Below are 23,625 nucleotides of genomic sequence, written 5' to 3' on the forward strand. Positions count from 1 at the left end.
GCAACTTACACCCGCATCGGCATCACGACATAGACCGCGGTTTCATCGTTGCCTTCCCGCATCAGGGTTGGATCGCCGGAGGAGTTGAACATGAACACAGCGTTTTCGCGGTCCACCTGTCCGGCAATCTCCAGCAGATACTTTGCGTTAAAGCCGATTTCCAAACGCTCGTCGCCATAAGCAACGGCCAGCTCTTCCTCGGCAGCGCCACTGTCGGGCGCATTAACGGACAGGATCAGACGGTCTTCGTCCAGTGCCAGCTTCACCGCGCGGGAGCGTTCGCTTGATACGGTTGAGACACGGTCCACAGCCTTGGCGAACTCCGCAGCGTCTACTTCCAGACGGCGTGTATTGCCTTGGGGAATCACCCGCGTGTAGTCGGGGAAGGATCCGTCGATGACTTTGGATGTCAGCGTGATTTCCGGCGTGGCGAAGCGTACTTTGGTTTCGGACACAGACACGGCAATATCCGCGTCGTCATCTTCCAGCAGCTTACGCAACTCGCCCACGGTTTTGCGCGGGACAATCACACCGGGCAGGCTTTCCGCGTTTTCGGGCAGAGGCGCATCAATGCGCGCAAGGCGGTGACCGTCCGTTGCCACGCAGCGCAGAACTTTCTCGCCGTCCCGATCTGACGCGTGCATATACACACCGTTCAGATAGTAACGGGTTTCTTCGGTTGAGATAGCAAATTTCGATTTGTCGAACAGGCGCCGCAGCACAGCCGCATTGGCGGTGAAGTTGCATTCATAATCAGACGAGGCCATCACAGGAAAATCTTCTTTCGGCAGCGTCGCCAGAGAGAAGTTTGAGCGACCCGCGCTGACCTCAAGGCGACCAGATGCGCCGTCGTCCGTCAGATCAACCATCGCACCATCAGGCAGTTTGCGCACAATTTCGTGCAGGGTATGGGCGCCAACCGTTGTGGAGCCGGCCCGTTCAACCATCGCAGGTGTCTTGTCCACGACCTCTATGTCCAGATCCGTAGCGCGGAAGCTGGCGGTGTTGCCTTCGGCTTCGATCAGCACATTGGCCAGAATAGGGATCGTATTGCGACGCTCCACTACGGATTGCGCCTGTGACATCGCTTTAAGCAAAGCGCTGCGTTCAATACTGACCTTCATGTCCCGCTCCTCAGATTGCGTGGGTCGCAAACTCTACGCCAAATGGCTTCGATTTCAAGCTCTGTTTCACAAAGCACGGGATAACGCGAAGGGTCAAGCGGAAGGCGAATCGAAGAGGCAAAAAACCCTGCAATCATACGGGGATGCCACAGAACGGCCCTTGGCCTGCCCCTGTCCAGTGCGTTTTGCCTTTGTTGGCTTTGCTATTTCCTTTTCAACGTCACAAAATCTGCACATGTTTTTCGTTAAATTCTTCCCGAACGCTCCGGCGTGGATATTAATTTAAGAACCAACGGAGTTGATCGCCTGATGAAATTTTCTACCACCTGTTTCGCTGTGCTGTCCTTGTTGCTGTCGGGCTGCACCGAATCTGTGTCACGGGATTCCTCGGCGCGGATTCTAACTATGGGTGATTCTATGCTGGCGTCCCACGGCATGAGCGGGAATGCCGTGTCCGATGTGCTGGAGCAGGCGCTGGGCCTGCCGGTCATTGATCGATCCGTCATGGGGGCACGTATCATCTATCACCTCCCGATTTCAGGCAGTGCCGGTTTGAATATTGGCAAACAGTATCGTGCGGGGGATTGGGATTGGGTCGTGCTGAACGGGGGCGGGAACGACCTGTGGCTCGGCTGTGGCTGCGTGGTGTGTAAGAACAAACTGGACAAACTGGCGCGCAAGGACGGGAAGGGCGGGAAAATCCCTTCCTTGATCACCGATATTCGTAAAACTGGCGCTAAGGTTGTCTATGTCGGCTATCTGCGCAGTCCGGGGCGTGGCTCTCCGATTGAACATTGCCGCGATGAAGGGGACGAATTGGAAAGCAGGATCGCCAAATTCGCAGCCTATGATGAAGGCGTTCACATGGTTTCGCTAAAGGATATGGTTCCCTACGGAGATCGCAGCTTTCACAGCGGTGATATGATCCACCCGTCCCGCAAAGGCAGCGCTGCGATTGCTGCCCGCGTTGCCAAGGTAATAGGCGAGTCCGGCAAAACGCCCTAAGTGCCTATCAAGTCGGCACAAAAAAACGGGCAGTCGCTGGACCGCCCGCTTAAAACTGTTTGCCGTATCAGCAGTTTATCAAGCTTCCAGCATCCGGCGCAGCATTTCCACGTCCTCTGCGATCTGGCTGTCCACTGAGCGCAGCTCTTCGATTTTCTTCACCGCATGAATCACCGTTGTATGATCCCGCCCACCAAACCTGCGGCCGATTTCGGGCAGGGATTTAGACGTCAGCGTTTTTGCAAGGAACATGCCAACCTGACGGGGACGGGCCACAGCGCGGGCGCGTTTCGGGCTGAGGATATCTGTCATGCGGATGTTGTAATGGTCCGCAACCTTGCGGATGATTTCATCAATCGTAACCTTGCGATCGGTTGCGCGCAGAATATCCGCGAGACATTCCTGCGCCACATCCAGCGTTACTTCGCGACCAACTAACGAGGCAAAGGCGTAAAGCCGTGTCAGCGCCCCTTCAAGCACCCGCACGTTGGTGGAAATCCGGTGGGCCAGAAACTCCAGAACGCCGGAGGCGATGCTGACTTCGGGATAGTGCTGGGCTTGGGATTCCGCCTTGGTTTGCAGGATGCCCAACCGCAGTTCATAGTCCGTCGGGTGCAGGTCAACCACCAGCCCCCATTGCAGGCGGGACTTGATGCGTTCTTCCAGCCCGTCAATTTCACCGGGCGCACGGTCCGCAGAAATCACGATCTGTTTATTCTGATCCACAAGCGCGTTGAATGTGTGGAAGAATTCGTCCTGCGTGCTGTCCTTACCGGCGATGAACTGCACGTCATCTACCATCAAGATATCAACAGAGCGGAACAGTTCCTTAAAGCTCATCGTGTCCTTAAAGCGCAGTGCCTGAACGAAGCGGTACATGAACTGTTCTGCCGAAAGATACAGAACACGCGCGTCAGGATTACGGCGGCGGGCTTCCCAAGCGATGGCGTGCATCAGGTGGGTTTTACCAAGACCAACGCCGCCATAAAGGAACAGCGGATTGAACGTGACGGGACCGCCCTCGGCCACACGACGGGCTGCGGCATGGGCCAGCTCGTTCGGTTTGCCGACGACAAAGGCGTCAAAGGTAAAGCGTGCATCCAAAGGCGCACCGGGCAGTTCCGGTGAACCGGTTGCACGGGACTGGGCCACAGGTTCCGCAACCTTTGGCGCCTTCCCAGCACTGCCATTCGCGGCCACGGCTTTCTTTGCAACACTGGTCGCAAATTCAACGCGCGCCACATCGGCACCATGCTCCGAAAAGAGCATTTGTATTTTGTCGGAATAGTTCCGCGATACCCAATTACCCAGAAATCCGGTGGGCGCTTTGAAACGTGCGACATTTGCTTCAAAACCTTCAAAAACCAGTGGTTCTATCCAGTTCTTATAAGCATCTGCCCCTAAATCATCGCGCAGCCGGTCCTGTACTGAGCCCCAAACATCAGTCTTCATTCTGTCCCCAAAAAGTATTCAAGATTGCCGCCAGGCCAATCCTCTTGCTTTCCAGCCATTCGAAGCCCCGCGGTGTCGGTTCTCGTTCAAATCCCCTTCAAACCCTTCGGCAATATTCACGCATTCCACTGTTTTGCCTTGCGCAGCAAAGGCCTCAGCGGTGAGTGATGCAGCAGCCATAGAACGGGCACCTGATCGGCAGAGAAAGAAGATACGGGACGGCGCAGCACCGTCCAGCTGGTTTACGAGCCCGTCCAGAAAGTCCGGGTTCGGTTGCATTGCGGGCAAGGTCATCCATTGGATTAGCAGCGGTTGTTTGCCCAGTTCAGAAAGATCGGGGAGACCCACAAAAGACCATTCGGCCTGCGTACGCACGTCCACCAATACGGAATCTTCGTGATCGCGCAGCATTTCCCAAGCCAGCATAGGTTCAACTTCTGAAACCTTGTTTGTCATGATGTGTCTGCCCCGATTCAAAGAGTATTCTGTTCTACGATTCCCCGCTTGGCGGTGAATCACTCGTCGTTGATAGCAACTGCGAGGCGCAGCGGACAATGACTCTTCTCTGTTGACTCGCAAATTGGTTTCCGAATCTGTACTTATTTAACATCTTGGAAATGCTGGATAAATTTTGGATGCGCATGCAAAATTTCACCACTGTTAAGTGGTGTTTTACATATTTTCCCATCTTAGAAATGCCCCGGGTGCAAGGTCCGCAGCTGTCCGGTCAATCTAGTAAACGCCACCGATTCCGGCAACGGGACTAAAAGCGGAACATCCGCGATAACGCAGGAAGGGTGGCAGGTGTGTCCGAAATACACAGCAGGGTTTCTACAGTGCAATCTTTGGCGTTCAGACACAAAAAAACAGGGCCCATAAGCCCTGCATCTTTTGTGTACGCCGATGGCAGCCTGGTTTAGGCGGCCATTGCTTTCACGCGTGCGGACAGGCGCGAGATTTTACGGCTGGCTGTGTTCTTGTGCAGAACACCCTTAGAGACACCGCGCATTACTTCTGGCTGAACAGCCTTCAGTGCATCAGCGGCAGCAGCCTGGTCACCACCAGTGATCGCTTCTTCTACTTTACGCAGAAAAGTGCGGATCCGCGAGCGGCGGGCTTTGTTTACTTCAGTGCGGCGTTCGATTTGGCGCGCGCGTTTTTTCGCTTGTGGCGAGTTAGCCATTATAAATATCCTGATCTTACGGAGTCGAAAGATGAAACGCGCTTCTAGGACCAGTTTGCCAATAAGTCAACGGTCTGAAGCGCGAAAGTTTGCGGGTTATTTGCCTCGGAATTTCGCAGAGCGTTTTTCCATGAAGGCGGACATGCCCTCGGATTGGTCTTCCGTGGCAAAAAGTGAATGAAATAAACGGCGTTCGAACAAAATGCCCTCGCGCAGAGTGGTTTCATAGGAGCGGTCGACAGCTTCTTTTACTGCCATTGTGGCCAAGGTGGATTTCTCCGCAATCTTGGCCGCAGTGGCCATCGCGTCTTCCATAAGCTTCTTGGCGGGGACGATTCGGCTGACCAAACCGGAGCGTTCTGCCTCTTCTGCGTCCATAAACCGGCCTGTCAGGTGCATTTCCATAGATTTGGATTTGCCGACAAAGCGGGTGAGACGCTGGGAGCCACCGATTCCGGCAATTACGCCGAGATTGATTTCGGGCTGGCCGAATTTCGCGGTGTCCGAGCAGATGATGAAGTCACACATCATTGCCAGTTCGCAACCACCGCCAAGCGCATAGCCTGATACGGCTGCGATGATCGGTTTGCGACAGCGCAGGATCGCTTCGGTTTCGGCAGTGAAATAATCTGACGAGAACATATCAACGAAGGATTGTTCGGACATCTCTGTAATGTCCGCACCGGCGGCGAAGGCTTTTTCGCTTCCTGCCAGAACGATGCAGCGCACTTTCTCGTTCTCTTGCATAACGCCAAGGGCGGCAGCCAGCTCTTTGAGCAGTTGCTGGTTCAGGGCGTTCAGAGCATCCGGCCGGTTCAGGGTGATCACACCCACGTGGTCGTCGATGTCTACAATCAGGGTTTCATAGCCCATGTGTGCACTCACTTGCTGTTTCTCAAGCGTTTAGCCTTACCACGCCCAGCACCGGTTTCAAGTCTGCCGCAAAATCACCGCTGGCAGGTGTTACAAAAGAAGCTCGACCGTCCCGATTGCACCACACGTTTGATATTGCCCGCGCAATCTGGCGTCTTGCAGGCTTCGCCTTCGCGCCCGTAAACCGCAAAGCTGTGTTGGAAATAACCCAGTTCACCGTCGGTTTGCCGGTAATCCTTCAAAGAGGAACCACCTGATTCGATAGCTTCTGCCAAAACCTGACGGATCGCTGGCACCAGAGACGCGATGCGTTTGCCGCTGATGCCGCCGGCTTTGCACAGGGGGGATATGCCGGTGCGCCACAAGGCTTCACAGACATAAATATTGCCCAGACCTGACACGATCCGCTGGTCGAGCAGGGCAGATTTGATCGGGGTGTTCTTTCCTTTCAGCGCCGCTTTGAAATAGGCTTCGTCAAACCCGTTGCCCAAAGGCTCCGGCCCGAGCACTGCTAATAATTTATGCGTCTCGCCCAGTTCGGTGGCGAAAAGGTCCATCGCCCCGAAGCGGCGCGCATCATTAAAGGTGATCCGTGTGCCGTCTTCCATATCCAGTACAACGTGATCGTGTTTTTCGGGGGCAGGGTGAAGGTGATGAAACTGCCCCAGCATATCGCGCCCGTTTTCTGCATTTGGCGGAGCAATCAGCATCCGGCCCGACATGCCAAGATGGATCAGAAGCGTTTCGCCGGTATCCAGATCGCAAAGAATATACTTGCTGCGGCGGCGCAGCCGTTCAATGCGTGCGCCAGTCAGGCGGTCGGCCATGCCATCGGGAAACGGCCAGCGCAAGTTGGGGCGGCGCACGTCTGCCAAGGCGATGCGTTTGCCCACCATTGCAGGTTCCAGCCCGCGCCGTACTGTTTCGACCTCTGGAAGTTCAGGCATACGCCCCTCCATTTATGGGGTTAAACTGCGACAAACAACCATGCCGCATTTCCTCTGTTTCAATCACCCTATATATAGTCCGAACACAAGACCCGAGGGCCAGACCATGACCGAATCGCAAAAGACCACCCATTTCGGGTTTCAGACCGTGGATGAAGACGCCAAAGCCGGCATGGTGCATGGGGTGTTTTCCAATGTGGCGTCGAAATACGATATAATGAACGACGCTATGTCTATGGGCATTCACCGGATCTGGAAGGATGCGATGATGGACTGGTTAGCGCCGCGCGGTCCACAAAAGCTGTTGGATGTTGCAGGCGGCACTGGCGATATTTCCTTCCGCTTCCTGAAGCGCGCCCCCGAGGCCCATGCAACCGTGTTTGATATGACGCAAGGCATGCTTGATGCGGGGCGTCTGCGGGCCGAGGCCGAGGATATGGCCGATCATCTGGATTGGGTTTGCGGCGATGCGATGGCGCTGCCCTTTGCGGATAACACATTTGACGTTTACACGATTTCCTTTGGCATCCGGAATGTCACCCGCCCGCAGGAAGCACTGAACGAAGCCTACCGCGTGTTGCGCCCGGGTGGTCGTCTGATGGTTCTGGAGTTCTCGCAAATTCCGAACCCCGCTCTGCAATGGGCCTACGACCGCTACTCTTTCAATGTGATTCCGCCGATGGGTAAGATAATCGCCAACGACGCGGACAGCTATCAGTATCTGGTGGAATCGATCCGCAAGTTTCCAGACCAAGACACGTTTTTGCAGATGGTGAAGGACGCCGGGTTTGAAAACGCCAAGTACCGCAATCTGACGCTGGGCATTGCCGCACTGCACAGCGGGTGGAAAATCTAATATGCGCGGACCTCATAATATCTGGCGGTTGATCCGCACAGGCGCCACGTTTGAACGCTCCGGTGCCATGAAAATGGCGCTAGAGGCCGTGGACGCCCCTGCACCAGTCCGCTTTGCTGCGCGTATTCTCGGCTGGCCGTTTGCATGGCTTGGCCTGAAGGGCGATCCGACACAGCCCCCGATGCTGCGGGCGATTACAGCGCTCGGTCCGGCTTACATCAAGTTCGGTCAGCTGATGTCCACCCGCCCCGATGTGGTTGGTGCTGATATGGCACGGGAATTGCAGGTCTTGCAGGACAAGATCGCACCGTTCCCGATGGAAGAGGCCCGCGCCGAAATCGAACATTCGCTTGGCGCACCGGTCGAGCAGATTTTTTCAGAGTTTTCCGAACCCGTTGCGGCAGCTTCGATTGCGCAGGTACACCACGCGCGTTTGAAGGATACAGGGCAGGACGTTGCCGTCAAAATCCTGCGTCCCGGTATTGAGCGGGCATTTCGCAAAGATGTCGACGCTTTTCATTTTGCCGCGCAGATGATCGAACTTCTGTCCCCCTCTAGTCGGCGTTTGCATCCGACCGAGGTGATCAACCACTTTGAATCCGTCGTCAAAGGGGAGCTGGATCTGCGAATGGAGGCGAGTGCCGCCGACCAGTTCCACGCCAATACCGAAGGGGACGAAGGCTTTCGCGTACCCCGTATGGTCTGGCAACACTCCGCCCGCGCTGTGATGACGCTGGAATGGGTCGATGGCATCGGATTAAGCAATGTAGATGCGCTGCGCGAAGCGGGATATGACCTGCCTGCGCTGGGTGCACGGATTGTGCAGGTTTTCCTTAGCCATGCGCTGCGGGACGGTTTCTTCCATGCAGATATGCATCAGGGGAACCTGAAAGCCGGACCCGGGGGGGAGCTGGTCGCGCTTGATTTCGGGATCATGGGGCAGATCGACGAATACACCCGCCGCGTTTATGCAGAGATTTTGATCGGTTTCATACGCAAGGATTACCGCCGTGTCGCCGAAGTGCATTTTGAGGCAGGCTACGTCCCCGCCCATCAGGACGTCGAGGCGTTCGCTCTTGCCCTGCGCGCTGTTGGGGAGCCTATTTTCGGGCAGGATGCCACCAAGATTTCGATGGCGCGGTTGCTTGGGCATTTGTTTGATGTGACCGAGCGCTTTGGTATGGAGACCCGCACCGAACTGATCCTGCTGCAACGCACGATGGTTGTGGTCGAAGGGGTTGGCCGCTCGCTCGATCCGTCGCTGAACATCTGGGAAGTGGCAAAGCCGGTAGTTGAAACTTACATCACTGACAATCTGGGACCAAAGGCGATTGTGCGGGATCTTGGGCGCACCGTGCGCACCCTGTCCCGGTTTGGCCCGCAACTGCCCCAACTGGTGGAAAACGCCTTGCTGCGCACGGCCGCGGCGCCTGAAACCCGCCGCCCTGTGTCGCGCTGGCGTCAGATGGCGTGGTTTGTTCTGGGTGGGGCTTTTGTGGCAATCCTTGTGGCGGCGCTGGATTAAACCGGATTTGCATTTGCGAAGATTGCGCCCCTTGTGCAACACTCGCGGGGAGACACCCCGAATTGTGGAGAGATGCAAATGGCCTATCCGGTAAATATGGACGTCAAACCCGAGGTTTCGGCCCATTTTGACGAAGCCTCCAACACTGTCAGCTACATCGTCAAAGATCCAAACAGCGATCATTGTGCGATTATCGACAGTGTTATGGACATTGATTACGCCGCAGGACGGATCACCTATGACCACGCCGATGCGTTGATCGCCGAAATCACCCGCCGCGGGCTGACGCTCGACTGGATTATAGAAACCCACGTTCATGCGGACCACCTGAGCGCCGCACCTTATATACAGGAAAGGCTCGGCGGGAAGGTCGGCGTTGGTGAAAAGATCATGGAGGTGCAGGAAACCTTCGGGAAGATCTTCAACGAAGGCACTGCTTTCCAGCGGGACGGGTCGCAGTTTGATGCGCTGTTTCAGGACGGTGATACCTACCAGATCGGCACGATGGAGGCTTTCGCTATCTATACCCCCGGTCACACCCCTGCCTGTATGGTCCATGTGATCGGTGATGCGACCTTTACCGGCGATACGCTGTTCATGCCGGACGGAGGCTCTGCGCGGGCGGATTTTCCAGGCGGGGATGCGGGGCAGCTTTATGATAGTATCCAGAAGGTTCTCGCGTTGCCCGACGATATGCGCCTGTTCATCTGTCATGATTACGGCCCGAATGGTCGGGACATCAAATGGGAAACCACCGTGGGCGAGGAGAAGGTCCACAACATCCACGTAGGCAGCGGGAAAACGCGCGAGGAGTTTATCAAATTCCGCACCGAACGGGATGCGCAACTGGCGATGCCCAAGCTGATTATTCCGTCCTTACAAGTGAACATGCGCGCCGGCGTGATGCCAACCGATGACGACGGTAACCCGATGCTAAAGGTTCCCGTGAACGGGTTGTAAGTTATTGTCTTGAAATTCTTTTATGGGCCTTAGGCGAATGTTCGCCCTTTAAGCAGAGTGCCTTAATTTCAGCCGTTTAATTAAAACAAACACGTTGACTCGGGGCGGACAGTTGACGCTAAGGTAGGTGGTGGATGGCCCAAAAATGGGGCCATTCGGACTGACACCGCTCAAGCCATTTAATAGAGGCACAATGATTGAAATCTCCGGTCTGTCGAAAACCTTCGGGTCAGGCGCCAATGCTTTCACCGCCCTTGACGACATCAATGTAGAGATACGTCAAAACGAATTTTTCACCCTTCTTGGCCCCTCTGGCTGTGGCAAAACCACTTTGTTGCGTTCTATCGCGGGGTTTGTGGATCCGACCAAGGGGTCTCTGACGATCGAAGGGCAGGATGTGCTGCCGCTGCCGCCCTATGCGCGGCCTGTGAACACGGTGTTTCAGAACTACGCGCTGTTTCCCCATATGACTGTGGCCCAGAATATCGGGTTTGGTCTGGAAATGCAGGACCGTCCCAAGGCAGAGATCAAACAGACCGTTGGCGAGATGCTGGAGCTGGTGCAGATGACGGCAATGGCCGACCGGATGACCAGCCAGATTTCCGGCGGCCAACAGCAACGGGTCGCGCTGGCCCGTGCGCTCGCCCCGCGCCCGAAAGTCCTGCTGCTCGACGAACCCTTGTCGGCGCTCGATTTCAAACTGCGCAAGGAAATGCAGATCGAACTGAAGCGCCTGCAATCGGAAACTGGCATTACCTTTGTCTTTGTGACACATGATCAGGAAGAAGCCCTGACCATGTCCGACCGGATCGCAGTGATGAGCGCGGGACGTATTTTGCAGATCGGCGGGCCGAAAGACATCTACGACCATCCCGCCGAACGGTTTGTAGCCGATTTCATCGGGGATACGAATTTTCTGGACGCCACGCTTCAATCCGTTGACGGAGACGTCGCCACCGTGACCCTGCCGTCTGGCAAATCTGTTGCGGCGCGGGCAGTGCAGGGCGGTAGCCAGTCCGGTGCGGTCACACTGGCGGTGCGCCCCGAACACGCGACACTGACCAAAGAGAGCGGCCTGCTCGACGGGGTTTTGCAAAACATCGTCTATTTTGGCACTGACACACATTACCACGTGACGCTTGATGCGGGTTCGGCCTTTGTGGTGCGCGAACAGAACCAACCAAACGCTGGTGAGCTCTGTGAAGTGGGCGATACCGTTGGCATCAGCTTTGAGGCCGGCGTCGGTCAGGTGCTGAGGGACTGATGGCACAGGCATCCGACACTCAAGCCACCCGCCGCCGCTGGCTCTTGCTTTCGCCAGCGCTGTTGATCCTTCTGTTCGCAGCCTCTGGTCCCTTGCTGATCGTGGTGATCTATTCCTTCCTGACCCCCGGTGATTACGGCGGGGTGGTCTGGAAATTCTCCACCGACGCTTGGTTCAATGTGGTCGTGGAGCGGGACTTTTTCGACGACACTTTGTCCTTTTCGGATGCCCATCTGTCGATTTTCTGGCGGTCTGTGAAACTGTCGCTGATGACGACACTGGTGGCCTTTATCGTCGGCTTCCCAACCGCCTATTTCATTGCAACACGCCCCAAGGACAAGCGGGACATTTGGATGTTGCTGATCATGATCCCGTTCTGGACGAACCTGCTGATCCGCACATTCGCGGTGATGGAGATTATCCGCAACGAGGGGGTGGTCAATTCGCTGCTGATCGGGCTGGGGATTATCGACCAGCCGATCCAGATGCTGTTCACCGAATTTGCGATCACCTTGGGCATGTTCTACGTCTATCTGCCGCTTATGGTGCTGCCGATTTATGCCGCGATGGAGCGGTTTGACTTCTCATTGGTTGAGGCAGCCTATGACCTCTACGCCTCGCGGTGGCGGGTGCTGCGGCGGGTGATTTTCCCGATTGTGAAACCCGGTGTGATTGCAGGGTCAATCCTTGTCTTTGTGCCCTCCCTTGGGGCCTATGTCACGCCGCGTGTGCTGGGCGGTGGCAAACAGTTGATGCTTGGCAATCTGATAGAATTGCAGTTCGGGCAGGGCCGGAACTGGCCCCTTGGTGCGGCGCTGTCGATTACTTTGCTGGCCATCGTGATGGTCGCGCTGATTGTCTATGTGCGCGCCGCTGGCCGCGAGGAGATGTCCCATGGCTAAATCGCGCGCTTTTGATGTCCGCCGCCAGACCGGTTTTGTCCCGCTTGCGCTGCTGTGTTTTGCGGTGCTGTACCTGCCGATCATCCTTCTGGTGGTCTATTCTTTTAATGCGGGTCAAAGCATTGCGATCTGGGAAGGCTTTTCGTGGCAGTGGTACGTGAAGGCATGGCAGAATGAAAAGGTGCAGGACGCAACGATCCTGTCGCTTATCATCGCTGCCAGTGCGTCGGTGATTGCCACCAGTGCGGCGGTTATGGCAGCGCTGGCCACAACCCGCACGAGAGGGTTTCGCGGCTATACCTTTGTGTTTGCCCTGATCAACCAGCCCCTGATGATCCCCGAAATTGTTACGGCGGTGGCGCTGCTGATCTTCTTTGCGATGATCAAAGTGGCGACGGGCTACACCGGATTGATGTATCTTATCATCGCGCACTCTGCCTTTTGTATTCCGTTTGCCTATATGCCGATCCGTGCGCGGCTTCAGGGTATGGACCTGAACCTAGAACAAGCAGGGGCAGATCTTTACGGCACGCCGTGGCGGGTGTTTCGCCGTGTGACGCTGCCCCAGTTGTGGCCGGGTGTGCTGGCGGGCAGTATGCTGGCCTTTGTGATATCGCTGGACGATGTGGTGATTACCGAATTTGTGAAATCCGCGGGGCAGGATACGCTGCCGACCTATATGCTCGGGCAGATGCGCCGCGTGGTCACACCGGAAGTCAACGCCATATCGACAGCTTTGCTCGCGATCTCAGTCGCTCTTGTGATCGCGTTCTATCTACTTTCCAAGAGCGGAACACAAACGAACAGGGAGTAACTGACATGAAAACGTTGGTAACTGCGATCGGGATTGCGGCTGCGCTGGGCGTGCCTGCTTTTGCAGATGGCGAGCTGAACATCTATAACTGGGGCAACTACACAAACCCCGATCTGATCAGCAAATTCGAAGAAGAAACCGGCATCAAGGTGACTGTGACGGATTACGACAGCAACGATACGGCGCTGGCAAAGATCAAGGCGGGCGGTCACGGGTTTGACATTGTTGTTCCATCCGGCACCTATGTTCCAATCTGGATCAACGAAGGGCTGCTAATGGAAGTGAAGCCCAACGAAATGGACAACTTCAAAAACATGGACCCGCAGTGGGTAGACGTCGCCTTTGATCCGGGCCGCAATTATACTGTGCCGTGGCAATGGGGAACCGTGGGCGTGACGGTGAACACCGCTGTTTATGGCGGCGACCCGAACACCTCGTCTATCATCCTTGATCCACCGGAGGAGCTGAAGGGCAAGATCAACGTGGTTCCCGAAATGAACGACGTGATGGGCATGGCGATCAAATACGTGGGCGGGGACCAATGCACCGCTGACAAAGACGTGCTCAAGAAAGTGCGCGACACTTTGATGGCGGCGAAACCGCACTGGCTGTCGATTGATTACGGCGCGATTGAGAAATACGCCAAGGGCGACCTGTCCGCTGGTGTAAACTGGAACGGCGCATCCTTCCGCGCCCGTCTTCAAAATGAGGACATCGTATTCGGGTACCCGCAAGAAGGCTATCCGGTGTGGATGGACAACGTAGCGGTTCTGGCTGATGCGAAGAATCCCGATAACGCCAAGACGTTCATGAACTTTATCATGGCACCGGAAAATGCGGCGCTGATCTCTGAATTTGCACGTTATGCAAACGGGATCGCAGGTTCTGCGGAGTTCATGCCAGCAGATATGGCAGATGCCCCTGAGGTGAATATCCCTGCGGACCTGAAAGAAGCGGCCTATATCGCCGAAGTTTGCCCGCCAGAGGCCACCAAGATTTATACAAAAATCTGGACCGAACTGCAAAAGTAATACCCATTTCGGCGCATCCGGTGAACGGGTGCGCCGTTTTTTATTTAAAGGACCGAAATTATGGATCTGGTAATCCTGAATGGCCGCGTCATCACCTTTGACGGGCCGGACGCCGAGGCATTGGCAATTAAGGACGGCATCATCGCAGCCGTTGGCAGTGCCGCTGAAATCAAAGAGATTGCAGGTACGGCCAAAGTGATCGACGCCGAAGGCGGCACCGTGCTCCCCGGCTTTATCGACAGCCATGTGCATCTGTTTCAAGGCGCAGCAGAACTGGATTACCTGAATCTTTATGGCGCAGAAGGCGTTGATGAAATCGCGGCGGCTGTGCGTCCTTATGCAAACTCCCGTCCTGATGATCCGCTGCTGTTTGCAAGCGCCATCGACTATCACGCGATGGGCGACCGCCCGATCACCCGTCAGGATCTGGATGCGGCAATGCCGGACCGTCCCTTTGCTGCAATGGCCTCGGATCATCACACGGTCTGGGCCAATACCAAAGCGCTGGAAATGGCTGGGCTGTTGCACGGCGCCGTGGTGGATGAAGGTTCAGAAGTTGTCATGGCCGGAGATGGCACCGCAGTTGGCGAACTGCGGGAGCCGGGGGCCTATAAGGCGGTTCTGGATTGTACCGCGCTGGGCGGGCGGGAGATGCTGGGTCTGATGACTGGCGCCAATCCCGAACCTCCTGTAACCGCCAAAGAACGGGCTGTGGACAAAGCTGTGATGCTGCGCGGACTGGAGCATTGCGCCTCTCACGGGATCACCGGCCTGCATAACATGGACGGTAACTTCTATCAGCTTGAACTGCTGACCGCGCTAGAAGAAGACGGCGATCTGCTGTGCCGAACCGAAGTGCCGATGCATCTGAAACACACAGATCCGCTCGACCGGATCGAAGAAGCCGCAGAAATGCGTGCGGCCTATAGCGGCGATATGGTTTGGTCTTCGCGGGTCAAGATGTTCATGGACGGGGTGATCGACAGCCGCACCGCTTATATGTTGCAGCCTTATCCGGGCACCGACAGTTGCAGCGCGCCGTTGTTTTCCCCCGACCACTTTGACGAGGCCTGCACCCGCGCCGATAGCATGGGATTGCAAATCGCGGTTCATGCCATAGGGGACGCCGCCGTGCGCCAGACGCTCGATGGTTACGAAGCCGCGCGCAGGGCCAACGGTCCACGAGACAGTCGCCACCGCATCGAACATATCGAAACGGTGCATCCCGACGATATTCCGCGCTTTGCAGAGCTTGGGGTCGTGGCGTCAATCCAGCCATTACATTCGCCCCTTGGCGGGTTTTTCCCGCCCTACGAAAAGGGCTACCTTCTGCATGACTTTCAATATGAACACGCCTTCGCATGGCAGACCATCCGGAACGCAGGCGCCAAGGTGATCTTCTCAACCGACTGGCCGGTGGTGCCTGTCGATGTGATGCCCACGATCCAAGGGGCCGTGGTAGGTGTTGAATTGCCGGAACATTGGCCCGACCAACGCCAAGACCTGCGCGAGACGCTGGCGTCTTATACCCGCGACAATGCTTGGGTGGAGTTCAACGAGACCCGCAAAGGCAAATTACGGGCCGGTATGATGGCAGATGTGGTGGTGATGGACACTGATCTGGAAGGGATCGAGCCGGACCAACTGGGTAAGGCCCGACCCGTAGCGACCATCTGCGGCGGGCGCATTACTTACCGTGCCTGACCGAAGGGGCTGGCGTTACTCGATGGTTTCTACTGGACCGCCGGCTTTCACCCACGCCCCGAAACCGCCTTCGATATGGGCGACAGGTTTTAGCCCCATCTCTTGTGCGACCAGCGCGCTTAATGCGGACCGCCATGCGCTGGCGCAATAAAACACATAGGTTTTATCCTGATTAAACACGTCCTTATGGTAGGGGCTGTCCGGATCGATCCAGAATTCCAGCATCCCGCGCGGGCAGGAAAACGCACCCGGTATTTTGCCGCCTCGCTTTAGTTCGCGAAAATCCCGCAGGTCGATCAGCACGTGATCAGGGCTGTCCACCAGATCAAACGCTTCTGTTGTGGGGATTGTCGTGACGCGGGTGTTCGCCTCTGCGACCATGTCTTTGACGTGTTTTGTAATGGTTTGCGGCATTTTAATTTCTTTCTATTGCAGGATCATCTGCCCCGTGTGTTTAACGTAGGTTAACCGGAGGCATGTCGCTTGCAAGCCCTGCTTTCACAGCTGTTTCCCGTTGCTTTGTCGTACGCTCTGCTGCGCGCTTAACTTTACGCTCGCGCCACATGGTGAAAACGCCCGATCCGAAGATAATGGCCATGCCAAGGATTGACCAGCCGTCAGGAATGTCCCCGAACAGCAGCCAGCCAAGCGCGATTGCCCACAAAAGGATGGAGTAGCGAAACGGCGTCACAACCGCCACTTCGCCCACGCGCATGGTCGCAACAGAGCAGTAATAACCCACAAACAGGAAACAGGCCGCGAGCGCGAGAATCCCTAGCTCCGTCGGGTCCACGGGCGTCCAACTTTGGCTGACGAATACGCCAACAGCCCCCGCCAGCGTGATGACACAAGCCGCTACAAAAGCGACAAAAAGACTGGAGACCTTCACGCTCAGCTGGCGGGCGGACAGATCGCGCAGGGTGACAAAGCCCACGGCCAGAAGTCCAAGCAGCGCATAGGCGTTAAAGTCAGATGTGCCGGGACGGATGATGATCAAAACTCCCAGAAAGCCGGCAAGAATTGCTAAAATGCGTTTCCCGCCAATCGGTTCGCCAAGAAACACCACAGCGGCGAGCGTGATCGTTAGGGGAAGAACCTGCAAAATTGCCGTGACATTCGCGAGCGGCATGTGGAAAAGCGCGGTCAAAAAGCACAGCGTTGCCCCGATCTCTGCGAGGGATCGAATCGAGATCCAGCGCAGATCTCGCTTTGCTGGCAAGGCCGATAGCGCGCCACGCATAAAAGCAAAGCCGCCGATCAGCAGAACGGCAAATATCCCGCGGATGAAAATAGCCTGAAACAGCCCCATGTCGCTGCCGCCGAATTTCAACGCAGCATCATTCAGCGCAAACCCCGCCATAGAGGCCGTCATCAAAGCCGCGCCTTGCATGTTATCCGAGAGTTTCATCGCAGGGGCCTGTGGTGGGAAAGGGCTTGGGGTGTATCGGGCCGACCTTACTGGTAAATTACATACTTTCAAGCGGCGAAACGTGCTAGTCTGGAAGACGCAGGTTTTGTCAGGTCATGCGTGCCAGGTTCAAGCGCAGCTGCCAAAGTTGTCGCCCCTTGACGCACAGGTTTCTGTTTTCGCGCAGTTCGATTTTAATCAAACCCGACTGGAGGATAATATGCCCAATTTTCTTTTTGTATTTCATGGCGGAAAGATGCCTGACACCCCCGAAGAAGGCGCACGGGAAATGGAGGCCTGGCAAAAATGGTACGGGGACATGGGCGATGCTGTCGTAGACGGTGGTGCGCCTGTCGGCAAAAGCAAAACTGTTAACGCAGTCGGTGTTGCCGACGACGGGGGCTCTAATCCCGCATCCGGTTATGCCATCGTATCAGCAGACACGATCGACCATGCCGTGGAGCTGGCAAAAGGGTGTCCTATCCTGAAAAGTGGCAGCGTTGAGGTCGCCGGGTGCATCGATATGTGACCCGCTTTTACCCCCGTCCTTAAGCAACGCCGAGTGAGAGAAGCTGGATCAGAGTGACAACGCCAACCGGCTTGCCGTTTTCGATAACGAAAGCCGCAGAGATTTTATTGCTTTGCAGAACATGCAGAGCCCGCGCGCAGGATCGCTGCGGCTCCAGATGGACAGATCCGGGCGTCATAAGGGAAGCCGCCAGTTTCTCCCACATGGCTTCCTTCATTGAGCCTGCGGAATTTGCTTCAAGATAGCGGCGGATGTCCCCGTCCGTTATCACACCTTTTAAGACGCCGGTATCGTCAAGCACGCCGACGATGCCGAGAGTTTTGCGGGAAATCTCCCCCAGAACCTCTATGATGGGCGCGTCTTCTCGTACCGTCGGCAGGTTCGCTTCCTTAAACATAATGTCCTGCACCGGCGTCAAAGCCGCACCAAGCTTGCCGCCCGGATGGAAATCACGGAAGCTCTCTTCCGAGAAGCCTTTCATCTTAAGCACGGTTACAGCCAGCGCATCACCAATTGCCAGTTGCAGTAACGTCGATGTGGTCGGGGCCAGGTTGTGCGGGCAGGCTTCAGGCGCTTTGGGCAGAACCAGCGCTGCATCAGCAGAACGGGCCAATGTGCTGTTTGCGCTTCCGGTGATGGCGATCACTGGAACACCAAAGCGGCGGGTGTAGGCCAGCAAGTCCGAAAGCTCCCGCGTCTCGCCGGACCAGCTCAGCAACATCACCACATCGTCGGACTGGATCATCCCCAAATCACCGTGGCTGGCCTCTACCGGGTGGACGAAATAGGCTGGCGTTCCTGTGGAAGAAAAAGTCGCTGCAAGCTTTCGTCCGATCAACCCGCTTTTCCCGACACCGGCAACAATAAGGCGGCCTTTCATTGCAAAAAGCAAGTCCAGCGCAGTATCCAAAGCTGCGGATAGTTCGGAAGATTCAAGTTGCTCTTCCAGCGCGCGTAGCCCCACTAGGTTGGTCTGAATCGCGTCCTTAATTGATACCGATTTGTCCATTGGTCCACCTGATCTGTCTTTGGGACTGTGGTTAGTGTTAATCAGTGTGGTGTACAACCCTATGATCCCGCGCGACCAAAGACTGGGTGAACAGTTTTTCCGCCGCAAAGTCGTGGGGCACCTGCGCTGCTGTGCGGCGCCCCGACAGCGACAGGCTGGTGAAGAAGTCAAAGCCGAACAGGTGTATCTCTGCCGCCGCTGACCGTGCGACCAAATCTATCAGCATGACGCCCGTGGTTGGAGGGGCTGCCAGTTCGGTCGCCATACGGTCCCATTCGTTTTTGGGATGAAGATAAAATCCTTTCGCTTTTGCAAACCGTGCCCGCAGGCGTTTGCGTTTCTTTGCCATCCACAACAGGCGAACGGGGGCCCGCGCGTCAATAATTTCCTGAGACACTGGCATTCCCAATGCCAACCAGGTCGTGCGCGTGCCGTGGCTTTCCACCTGCGGCAGAGGAGCCGCATGCATGCGGATGACCACATCATATTGGTCGATCGTCTTACCGAAGGATTGCTTGCTCAGGCTGCGGGCATTCCCGACAATTGCTACGGTCTTCCCTGCTAAGTCTTCATGCAAAGTGTTAAGACTACATGAATGCTGTGCCAGAAAATCCTCACCAAACAAGATACGTTTTAATGTAAATGCTATCTGTGAGATCATGAAAGCCCGACCTTCCGCGCAATATCGTTGAAAAGCACCGTCGGATCAGCGGCCGAAGGGTAAACTTTTTGGGCCCTTGCAGCCAATTCGTCGGCAAGGGAGAAAGCGGTGCTCAGTGCGTCCGCAAGTTCGCCTGACTTAGATAGTATGCAAGCGTCCGCTTGCGTCAGTGTTTCGTATTCTTGCTTAAAATTTGAATGGAATGGGCCGCTTACAATAGCACTGGCGGCTCGAAGCGGCTCGTAGGGCGTGTGTCCCCCGATGTCAGGCACAAGGGAGCCACCGACGAGCGTCACCTGCGCAAGCGGGTAGATGCGCTGCAAGCTACCCAGGGAATCTACTACAGTGACTTGTTCCGGCTCGCTTTTTTCACCGTAGATCCCCACTTCCAGTTTCCTGTCTTGCGCGAATTTCATCACTTCGGGTACGCGATTTGGATGTCTTGGCACCAGTATTAATCTTAAATTAGGATTTTGCTCGGATAATGATTGGAACGCGTCCAAAATCAACGGCTCCTCACCCTCATGGGTTGATGCGGCTAATAAGGTATTACAACGATCATACCGCGCCTGCATGCGGACATCCGGAGGAGGAAGTGAAACCAATGACTTGAAATTCGGAATGGTCCGGACGCAGTCTTGCGGTATGCCGAGTGTTGAAAAGTGATCCGCTGAACACGCGTCCTGCGCATAGATCTGGTTGAAATGTACCAGACCCAGTGCGCTTGCGCCGAGTTTAGACAACTTCTTGGCAGAGCGATCCGACAGGCGAGCATTCAACATAATGGAAGGAACCTGTTTTTTAGCCAGCGATATGAACCGGTTCGGCCAGATTTCGCCTTCGATGTTAACAAAACCTGCAGGGGACCAGTAAGCGAGAAATCGGTTGACCACAAACGGGATGTCCAGCGGAGCGGTTTGTAAAATCATCGGAAGATCGGCCCAACCCCGTGCCGCTTTCAATGCCGCAGGATTATTCGTGGTTATCAGCAATAAATGATCAGGGAAATTACGCGCGAGGTAGAGCAAAAACGGCTTGATCGAAGTCAGTTCCCCCAGTGACGCCGCGTGCAGCCAGATCACCGGCTTTTCAGGGGGACGATCCGTTGCAATACCAAGGCGGTTTTTTGCAGTATCCAAGCTGCTCTGCCGGAGCACGACTTGAAGTGTCACCCAGATCAGCAACGGAATAGTTGCCAGAAAGGTTAGGAGTTTGATCACAACGTGCGGCACCGGTTTCTTCCAAGGCAGTTTTGGCCAGATAATACGGGCAATTGTGGAGGTGTTACAGGTTTTTCCAGCGGCGATGCAACCAGTACCACTGACCGGGGTTGGCATGTATCCGCGCAGCGATCCGCTCGTTAAATTCTGTCATCATAGTTGTCGCATCTGTATGGGCGATCGGTTCTTCGAATGTAATATGAATGGTCCGGCCATCAGAATCGCGCAACCCGAAGGCGGGAACCAGAGGCAGATTGTACTTGAGTGCCAATTCAGCCGGGGAAGTAGTCGTGGAGGTGATATGCCCGAGAAACGGGATTTTCTCGGCCCACTGCACGTATTGGTCTGCCAGAATTGCAAAGAAACCGCCCTTGCGGATATGGCGCACCATCTGGAGCGTGCCGGAGTTGCTGCGTGGCACAATTGGCGCGCCGCCATCGCGAATACCCCTAAGAAAGTGGGGTTCATACCAAGGGTTGGAATTGGGCCTGTAAACCGCTCCAGTTTCAAGCCCCTCTGCCTTTAGGTAGTGACGAATTGCCTCCCACTGACCGAAATGGCCCGAGACGATCAGCGCGCCTTTACCTTCTGCGCGGGCCTTATGCAACGCAGCCAACCCCGGGCCTGTTGCGACAAAACGGTCGGTTTTGGTGGCAAATTCGGAGTTGAACAAAATCTCGGTCAGGGTCCGCCCCATGTTTCGCCCAACAGCCGTTGCGATACGATTTCTGTCCGCCCGTGTCATTTCAGGATAAACGCGGCATAACCCTTCTTCGATCCGCTTGCGGAAGGGGGGAAGCCAGCGCACCGCAAAGCTGACGACGGCACCAGACAGAGTCCCGCGCGCATCAAAGGGCAGTAGTTTTGAGACTGCCAGCAACATCGCAACGGGTAGGTATTGCAGGAAGTATAACAGGGATTTCGGTTTTTCTGACGCCATGATACCGCGCCTTCTAATAGATGAAGTTGCCCTTGGGAATGGGGATTCCTTCGGTTGGTTGCGGGTTGTTAAGCGTTTATCAACCTGTCAAAACTATAAGTGAACGAGCAGACGAAAAACAAACATGTTAGACCGACAGGCGAAAGCCCAGGATTTACTGGCAGAAATATTCGGGTTCACCGCATTCCGCGATGGCCAGAAGGAAGTGGTGGACGCGGTCCTTGCCGGTGAAAATGTATTGGCGATTATGCCGACAGGTGGCGGGAAATCCTTGTGCTTTCAACTGCCAGCGCTCTGTTTGGATGGGGTGACTGTTGTGATCTCGCCCTTGATTGCGTTGATGCGTGATCAGGTTCGCGCGCTGAATGCCGTGGGTGTCGGGGCTGGATCGCTGACCTCTGGGAATAGCGAGGAGGAAACGGAAGAGGTATTTCAAGCGCTGGAGGATGGCGCGCTCAAACTGCTCTATATTGCGCCGGAACGGTTGGCCAATCCGGGCACGGTGATGCTGCTGCGCAAGATAAATACGCGATTGATCGCTGTTGATGAGGCCCACTGTGTAAGTCAGTGGGGGCATGATTTCCGCCCTGATTATTTGCGGATCGGGGCGCTGCGTAAAGAGTTGAACGTTCCTCTGGCGGCTTTTACTGCGACTGCTGATGCTCAGTCGCGGGATGAAATTGTGACCCGCCTTTTTGATGGCGCGTTACCTTCGACCTTTCTGCGGGGGTTCGACCGACCGAATATAAACCTTGCGTTTCAACCCAAAAACAGCCCGCGCCGGCAGTTGCTTGAGTTTATAGCTGCGCGGAAGGGGCAATCCGGGATCGTGTATTGTTCGTCGCGGAACAAGTGTGAAACCCTCGCGACTGCCTTAAGGGCGGAAGGTCACTCAGCGCTGCATTATCACGCAGGAATGGAGCGGGATGACAGGCGGCTGGCGGAAACCCGTTTCCAGCGGGAGGACGGGTTGATCGTCGTCGCAACGGTGGCCTTTGGTATGGGGATCGACAAACCTGATATCCGCTGGGTGGCCCACGCGGATTTACCCAAGTCGATGGAGTCCTATTATCAGGAGATCGGTCGCGCAGGACGGGATGGGGCGCCTGCGGATACTTTGACGCTCTATGGTGCGGATGATGTCCGTTTGCGCCGCGCCCAGATTGATGAGGGGCTTGCCCCGCCTGAGCGTAAAGAGGCAGATCACGGGCGTTTGAACGCGCTGCTTGGGCTGGCTGAGGCGCGGCGTTGCCGGCGCCGTGTGTTGCTGCGCTATTTCGGGGACGAAATCGACGGATGCGGAAACTGTGATCTCTGCGCCAGTCCGCCAGAGGTTTTCGACGGGACTGATGCTGTGCGCAAAGCCTTGTCCGCTGTGCTGCGCACCGGAGAAACTTTTGGTGCGGGACATTTGATCGACATTCTGCGCGGGGTCACAACAGACAAAATCCGCCAGCGTGGGCACGAATCTTTGCCGACATTCGGGGTTGGTGCAGAATACGATAAAGGGCAGTGGCAGGCGATTTTCCGGCAAATGATGGGGTATGACCTGATCCGCCCGGATATGGAACGGCACGGAGCTTTTCGCATGACACAACGGGCTCGGCCGATCCTGAAGGGCGAGGAAAGCATAGAGCTGCGCCGAGACACGATCCAGCGGCAGAACCGCAAAACCAGCAAAGCGCGGGCGATGGTTTCTGAAGAGGATGAGCCACTGCTTTCCGCGTTGAAGGCGAAAAGGCGCGCTTTGGCAGAAGCCATTCAGGCACCAGCTTATGTTGTTTTTCCCGATGCCACCCTGATCAGCATGGTCGAGGCGCGGCCCGGTTCTCTGGATGAATTCTCACGGATTGCAGGTGTCGGTGCGGTGAAACTGGAACGCTACGGCGCGGCTTTTCTTGAGGTGATCAACGGAGAGTCCGAACAGGTCCATCCCGCCAGACGCAAACTGGCAGGCCGCGAGGCAGGCGATCTGTTCGACCGCTTGCAAGAGGCGCAGTTGCGGCTGGCGCGGGGCGAGAGCGGCATGGATACTTATCTCAATTGCAGCAATTCGACCTTGTCGAAAATTGCAAAATCCCGTCCCGCGGATCTTGACGCGCTGTCACGGATCTCGGGTGTTGGTGAGGTTAAGGCCGAGCGGTTTGGCGCGGCGTTTCTGGATGAAATTCATTCCGACAAAGCCGCTTAATCAGGCAAAGTGATTTAATTTGCACGA

At 55.8% G+C, this 23,625-nt stretch carries 23 protein-coding genes; 11 read left to right on the top strand and 12 right to left on the bottom strand.

Annotation, left to right across the window (positions count from 1 at the left end):
* Positions 1-5: 5 nt before the first annotated feature.
* Positions 6-1,124, bottom strand: coding sequence for a DNA polymerase III subunit beta (dnaN, locus tag IEX10_RS17095; protein ID WP_188678179.1), 1,119 nt, complete (start codon positions 1,122-1,124; stop codon positions 6-8).
* 309 nt (positions 1,125-1,433) lie between these two features.
* Here dnaN and IEX10_RS17100 point away from each other — a divergent pair, with 309 nt between their 5' ends.
* Positions 1,434-2,129: an SGNH/GDSL hydrolase family protein gene (locus IEX10_RS17100; protein ID WP_229678611.1), complete on the top strand. Its 696-nt coding sequence runs from the start codon at positions 1,434-1,436 to the stop codon at positions 2,127-2,129.
* 78 nt (positions 2,130-2,207) lie between these two features.
* On the opposite strand, the gene dnaA is transcribed toward IEX10_RS17100, so the two are convergent.
* From dnaA to mutM, 5 genes are all read right to left on the bottom strand, one after another.
* Positions 2,208-3,581, bottom strand: a complete 1,374-nt coding sequence (dnaA, locus tag IEX10_RS17105; RefSeq protein WP_188678181.1) for a chromosomal replication initiator protein DnaA — start codon at positions 3,579-3,581, stop codon at positions 2,208-2,210.
* Positions 3,582-3,599: 18 nt separating this feature from the next.
* On the bottom strand, positions 3,600-4,037 hold the full coding sequence (locus IEX10_RS17110; protein WP_188678183.1) for a rhodanese-like domain-containing protein: 438 nt from the start codon (positions 4,035-4,037) through the stop codon (positions 3,600-3,602).
* A gap of 460 nt (positions 4,038-4,497) precedes the next feature.
* A complete protein-coding gene (gene rpsT / locus IEX10_RS17115; RefSeq protein WP_188678184.1) occupies positions 4,498-4,764 on the bottom strand; it encodes a 30S ribosomal protein S20 in 267 nt (88 codons plus the stop codon).
* A gap of 96 nt (positions 4,765-4,860) precedes the next feature.
* The gene (locus IEX10_RS17120) at positions 4,861-5,637 is read right to left on the bottom strand and encodes an enoyl-CoA hydratase (protein ID WP_188678186.1); all 777 of its coding nucleotides are present in this window, start codon (positions 5,635-5,637) and stop codon (positions 4,861-4,863) included.
* A 74-nt stretch (positions 5,638-5,711) separates the two neighbouring features.
* Positions 5,712-6,584: a bifunctional DNA-formamidopyrimidine glycosylase/DNA-(apurinic or apyrimidinic site) lyase gene (gene mutM / locus IEX10_RS17125; RefSeq protein WP_188678188.1), complete on the bottom strand. Its 873-nt coding sequence runs from the start codon at positions 6,582-6,584 to the stop codon at positions 5,712-5,714.
* Between the two features lie 106 nt (positions 6,585-6,690).
* Here mutM and ubiE point away from each other — a divergent pair, with 106 nt between their 5' ends.
* From ubiE to IEX10_RS17165, 8 genes are all read left to right on the top strand, one after another.
* Positions 6,691-7,440, top strand: a complete 750-nt coding sequence (gene ubiE, locus IEX10_RS17130) for a bifunctional demethylmenaquinone methyltransferase/2-methoxy-6-polyprenyl-1,4-benzoquinol methylase UbiE (RefSeq protein WP_188678190.1) — start codon at positions 6,691-6,693, stop codon at positions 7,438-7,440.
* A gap of 1 nt (position 7,441) precedes the next feature.
* Positions 7,442-8,965, top strand: a complete 1,524-nt coding sequence (ubiB, locus tag IEX10_RS17135) for a 2-polyprenylphenol 6-hydroxylase (protein WP_188678192.1) — start codon at positions 7,442-7,444, stop codon at positions 8,963-8,965.
* A gap of 78 nt (positions 8,966-9,043) precedes the next feature.
* Positions 9,044-9,925 (top strand): MBL fold metallo-hydrolase, encoded by an 882-nt coding sequence (locus IEX10_RS17140; protein ID WP_188678194.1) that lies wholly within the window; start codon positions 9,044-9,046, stop codon positions 9,923-9,925.
* A gap of 193 nt (positions 9,926-10,118) precedes the next feature.
* Complete coding sequence (locus IEX10_RS17145) at positions 10,119-11,189, top strand: ABC transporter ATP-binding protein (RefSeq protein WP_188678196.1); 1,071 nt, start codon at positions 10,119-10,121, stop codon at positions 11,187-11,189.
* Entirely contained in the window at positions 11,189-12,091 is a 903-nt protein-coding gene (locus IEX10_RS17150) for an ABC transporter permease (RefSeq protein ID WP_188678197.1), read from the top strand. Before IEX10_RS17145 ends, IEX10_RS17150 begins: the two co-directional genes overlap by 1 nt.
* Positions 12,084-12,905 (top strand): ABC transporter permease, encoded by an 822-nt coding sequence (locus IEX10_RS17155; protein WP_188678199.1) that lies wholly within the window; start codon positions 12,084-12,086, stop codon positions 12,903-12,905. The genes IEX10_RS17150 and IEX10_RS17155 overlap by 8 nt, the downstream gene beginning before the upstream one ends.
* 5 nt (positions 12,906-12,910) lie before the next feature.
* Positions 12,911-13,936: an ABC transporter substrate-binding protein gene (locus tag IEX10_RS17160; protein WP_188678201.1), complete on the top strand. Its 1,026-nt coding sequence runs from the start codon at positions 12,911-12,913 to the stop codon at positions 13,934-13,936.
* 60 nt (positions 13,937-13,996) lie between these two features.
* Positions 13,997-15,640, top strand: coding sequence for an amidohydrolase (locus tag IEX10_RS17165; RefSeq protein WP_188678203.1), 1,644 nt, complete (start codon positions 13,997-13,999; stop codon positions 15,638-15,640).
* 15 nt (positions 15,641-15,655) lie between these two features.
* Here IEX10_RS17165 and IEX10_RS17170 read toward each other — a convergent pair whose 3' ends face one another.
* On the bottom strand, positions 15,656-16,054 hold the full coding sequence (locus IEX10_RS17170) for a rhodanese-like domain-containing protein (RefSeq protein ID WP_188678205.1): 399 nt from the start codon (positions 16,052-16,054) through the stop codon (positions 15,656-15,658).
* 40 nt (positions 16,055-16,094) lie between these two features.
* A complete protein-coding gene (locus IEX10_RS17175; protein ID WP_188678208.1) occupies positions 16,095-17,048 on the bottom strand; it encodes a DMT family transporter in 954 nt (317 codons plus the stop codon).
* A gap of 220 nt (positions 17,049-17,268) precedes the next feature.
* On the opposite strand from IEX10_RS17175, the gene IEX10_RS17180 reads away from it, so the two are divergent.
* The gene (locus IEX10_RS17180; RefSeq protein WP_188678210.1) at positions 17,269-17,577 is read left to right on the top strand and encodes a YciI family protein; all 309 of its coding nucleotides are present in this window, start codon (positions 17,269-17,271) and stop codon (positions 17,575-17,577) included.
* Positions 17,578-17,596: 19 nt separating this feature from the next.
* Here IEX10_RS17180 and IEX10_RS17185 read toward each other — a convergent pair whose 3' ends face one another.
* From IEX10_RS17185 to IEX10_RS17200, 4 genes are read right to left on the bottom strand one after another with little or no spacing between them, the layout of a single operon-like run.
* On the bottom strand, positions 17,597-18,586 hold the full coding sequence (locus tag IEX10_RS17185; RefSeq protein WP_188678211.1) for a KpsF/GutQ family sugar-phosphate isomerase: 990 nt from the start codon (positions 18,584-18,586) through the stop codon (positions 17,597-17,599).
* A gap of 37 nt (positions 18,587-18,623) precedes the next feature.
* Entirely contained in the window at positions 18,624-19,247 is a 624-nt protein-coding gene (locus IEX10_RS17190; RefSeq protein WP_188678213.1) for a glycosyltransferase family 29 protein, read from the bottom strand.
* Positions 19,244-20,584, bottom strand: a complete 1,341-nt coding sequence (locus IEX10_RS17195) for a 3-deoxy-D-manno-octulosonic acid transferase (RefSeq protein ID WP_188678215.1) — start codon at positions 20,582-20,584, stop codon at positions 19,244-19,246. Before IEX10_RS17195 ends, IEX10_RS17190 begins: the two co-directional genes overlap by 4 nt.
* Positions 20,532-21,407: a lysophospholipid acyltransferase family protein gene (locus IEX10_RS17200; protein WP_188678217.1), complete on the bottom strand. Its 876-nt coding sequence runs from the start codon at positions 21,405-21,407 to the stop codon at positions 20,532-20,534. Before IEX10_RS17200 ends, IEX10_RS17195 begins: the two co-directional genes overlap by 53 nt.
* A 124-nt stretch (positions 21,408-21,531) precedes the next feature.
* On the opposite strand from IEX10_RS17200, the gene recQ reads away from it, so the two are divergent.
* Complete coding sequence (gene recQ, locus IEX10_RS17205) at positions 21,532-23,598, top strand: DNA helicase RecQ (RefSeq protein WP_188678219.1); 2,067 nt, start codon at positions 21,532-21,534, stop codon at positions 23,596-23,598.
* The last annotated feature ends 27 nt before the right edge of the window (positions 23,599-23,625 follow it).

This window comes from Neptunicoccus cionae, from assembly GCF_014643735.1.
Lineage (GTDB): Bacteria > Pseudomonadota > Alphaproteobacteria > Rhodobacterales > Rhodobacteraceae > Amylibacter > Amylibacter cionae.

Excerpts from the sequence above, each read along its gene's own strand:
- IEX10_RS17160 (WP_188678201.1), top strand. The coding sequence starts at position 12,911 with ATGAAAACGTTGGTAACTGCGATCGGGATTGCGGCTGCGCTGGGCGTG.
- rpsT (WP_188678184.1), bottom strand. The coding sequence starts at position 4,764 with ATGGCTAACTCGCCACAAGCGAAAAAACGCGCGCGCCAAATCGAACGC.
- IEX10_RS17150 (WP_188678197.1), top strand. The coding sequence starts at position 11,189 with ATGGCACAGGCATCCGACACTCAAGCCACCCGCCGCCGCTGGCTCTTG.
- IEX10_RS17185 (WP_188678211.1), bottom strand. The coding sequence starts at position 18,586 with ATGGACAAATCGGTATCAATTAAGGACGCGATTCAGACCAACCTAGTG.
- IEX10_RS17110 (WP_188678183.1), bottom strand. The coding sequence starts at position 4,037 with ATGACAAACAAGGTTTCAGAAGTTGAACCTATGCTGGCTTGGGAAATG.
- ubiB (WP_188678192.1), top strand. The coding sequence starts at position 7,442 with ATGCGCGGACCTCATAATATCTGGCGGTTGATCCGCACAGGCGCCACG.
- dnaA (WP_188678181.1), bottom strand. The coding sequence starts at position 3,581 with ATGAAGACTGATGTTTGGGGCTCAGTACAGGACCGGCTGCGCGATGAT.
- IEX10_RS17190 (WP_188678213.1), bottom strand. The coding sequence starts at position 19,247 with ATGATCTCACAGATAGCATTTACATTAAAACGTATCTTGTTTGGTGAG.
- IEX10_RS17145 (WP_188678196.1), top strand. The coding sequence starts at position 10,119 with ATGATTGAAATCTCCGGTCTGTCGAAAACCTTCGGGTCAGGCGCCAAT.
- mutM (WP_188678188.1), bottom strand. The coding sequence starts at position 6,584 with ATGCCTGAACTTCCAGAGGTCGAAACAGTACGGCGCGGGCTGGAACCT.
- IEX10_RS17180 (WP_188678210.1), top strand. The coding sequence starts at position 17,269 with ATGCCCAATTTTCTTTTTGTATTTCATGGCGGAAAGATGCCTGACACC.
- ubiE (WP_188678190.1), top strand. The coding sequence starts at position 6,691 with ATGACCGAATCGCAAAAGACCACCCATTTCGGGTTTCAGACCGTGGAT.
- IEX10_RS17100 (WP_229678611.1), top strand. The coding sequence starts at position 1,434 with ATGAAATTTTCTACCACCTGTTTCGCTGTGCTGTCCTTGTTGCTGTCG.
- IEX10_RS17165 (WP_188678203.1), top strand. The coding sequence starts at position 13,997 with ATGGATCTGGTAATCCTGAATGGCCGCGTCATCACCTTTGACGGGCCG.
- IEX10_RS17195 (WP_188678215.1), bottom strand. The coding sequence starts at position 20,584 with ATGCCAACCCCGGTCAGTGGTACTGGTTGCATCGCCGCTGGAAAAACC.
- IEX10_RS17200 (WP_188678217.1), bottom strand. The coding sequence starts at position 21,407 with ATGGCGTCAGAAAAACCGAAATCCCTGTTATACTTCCTGCAATACCTA.
- IEX10_RS17175 (WP_188678208.1), bottom strand. The coding sequence starts at position 17,048 with ATGAAACTCTCGGATAACATGCAAGGCGCGGCTTTGATGACGGCCTCT.
- dnaN (WP_188678179.1), bottom strand. The coding sequence starts at position 1,124 with ATGAAGGTCAGTATTGAACGCAGCGCTTTGCTTAAAGCGATGTCACAG.
- IEX10_RS17120 (WP_188678186.1), bottom strand. The coding sequence starts at position 5,637 with ATGGGCTATGAAACCCTGATTGTAGACATCGACGACCACGTGGGTGTG.
- IEX10_RS17155 (WP_188678199.1), top strand. The coding sequence starts at position 12,084 with ATGGCTAAATCGCGCGCTTTTGATGTCCGCCGCCAGACCGGTTTTGTC.
- IEX10_RS17170 (WP_188678205.1), bottom strand. The coding sequence starts at position 16,054 with ATGCCGCAAACCATTACAAAACACGTCAAAGACATGGTCGCAGAGGCG.
- IEX10_RS17140 (WP_188678194.1), top strand. The coding sequence starts at position 9,044 with ATGGCCTATCCGGTAAATATGGACGTCAAACCCGAGGTTTCGGCCCAT.
- recQ (WP_188678219.1), top strand. The coding sequence starts at position 21,532 with ATGTTAGACCGACAGGCGAAAGCCCAGGATTTACTGGCAGAAATATTC.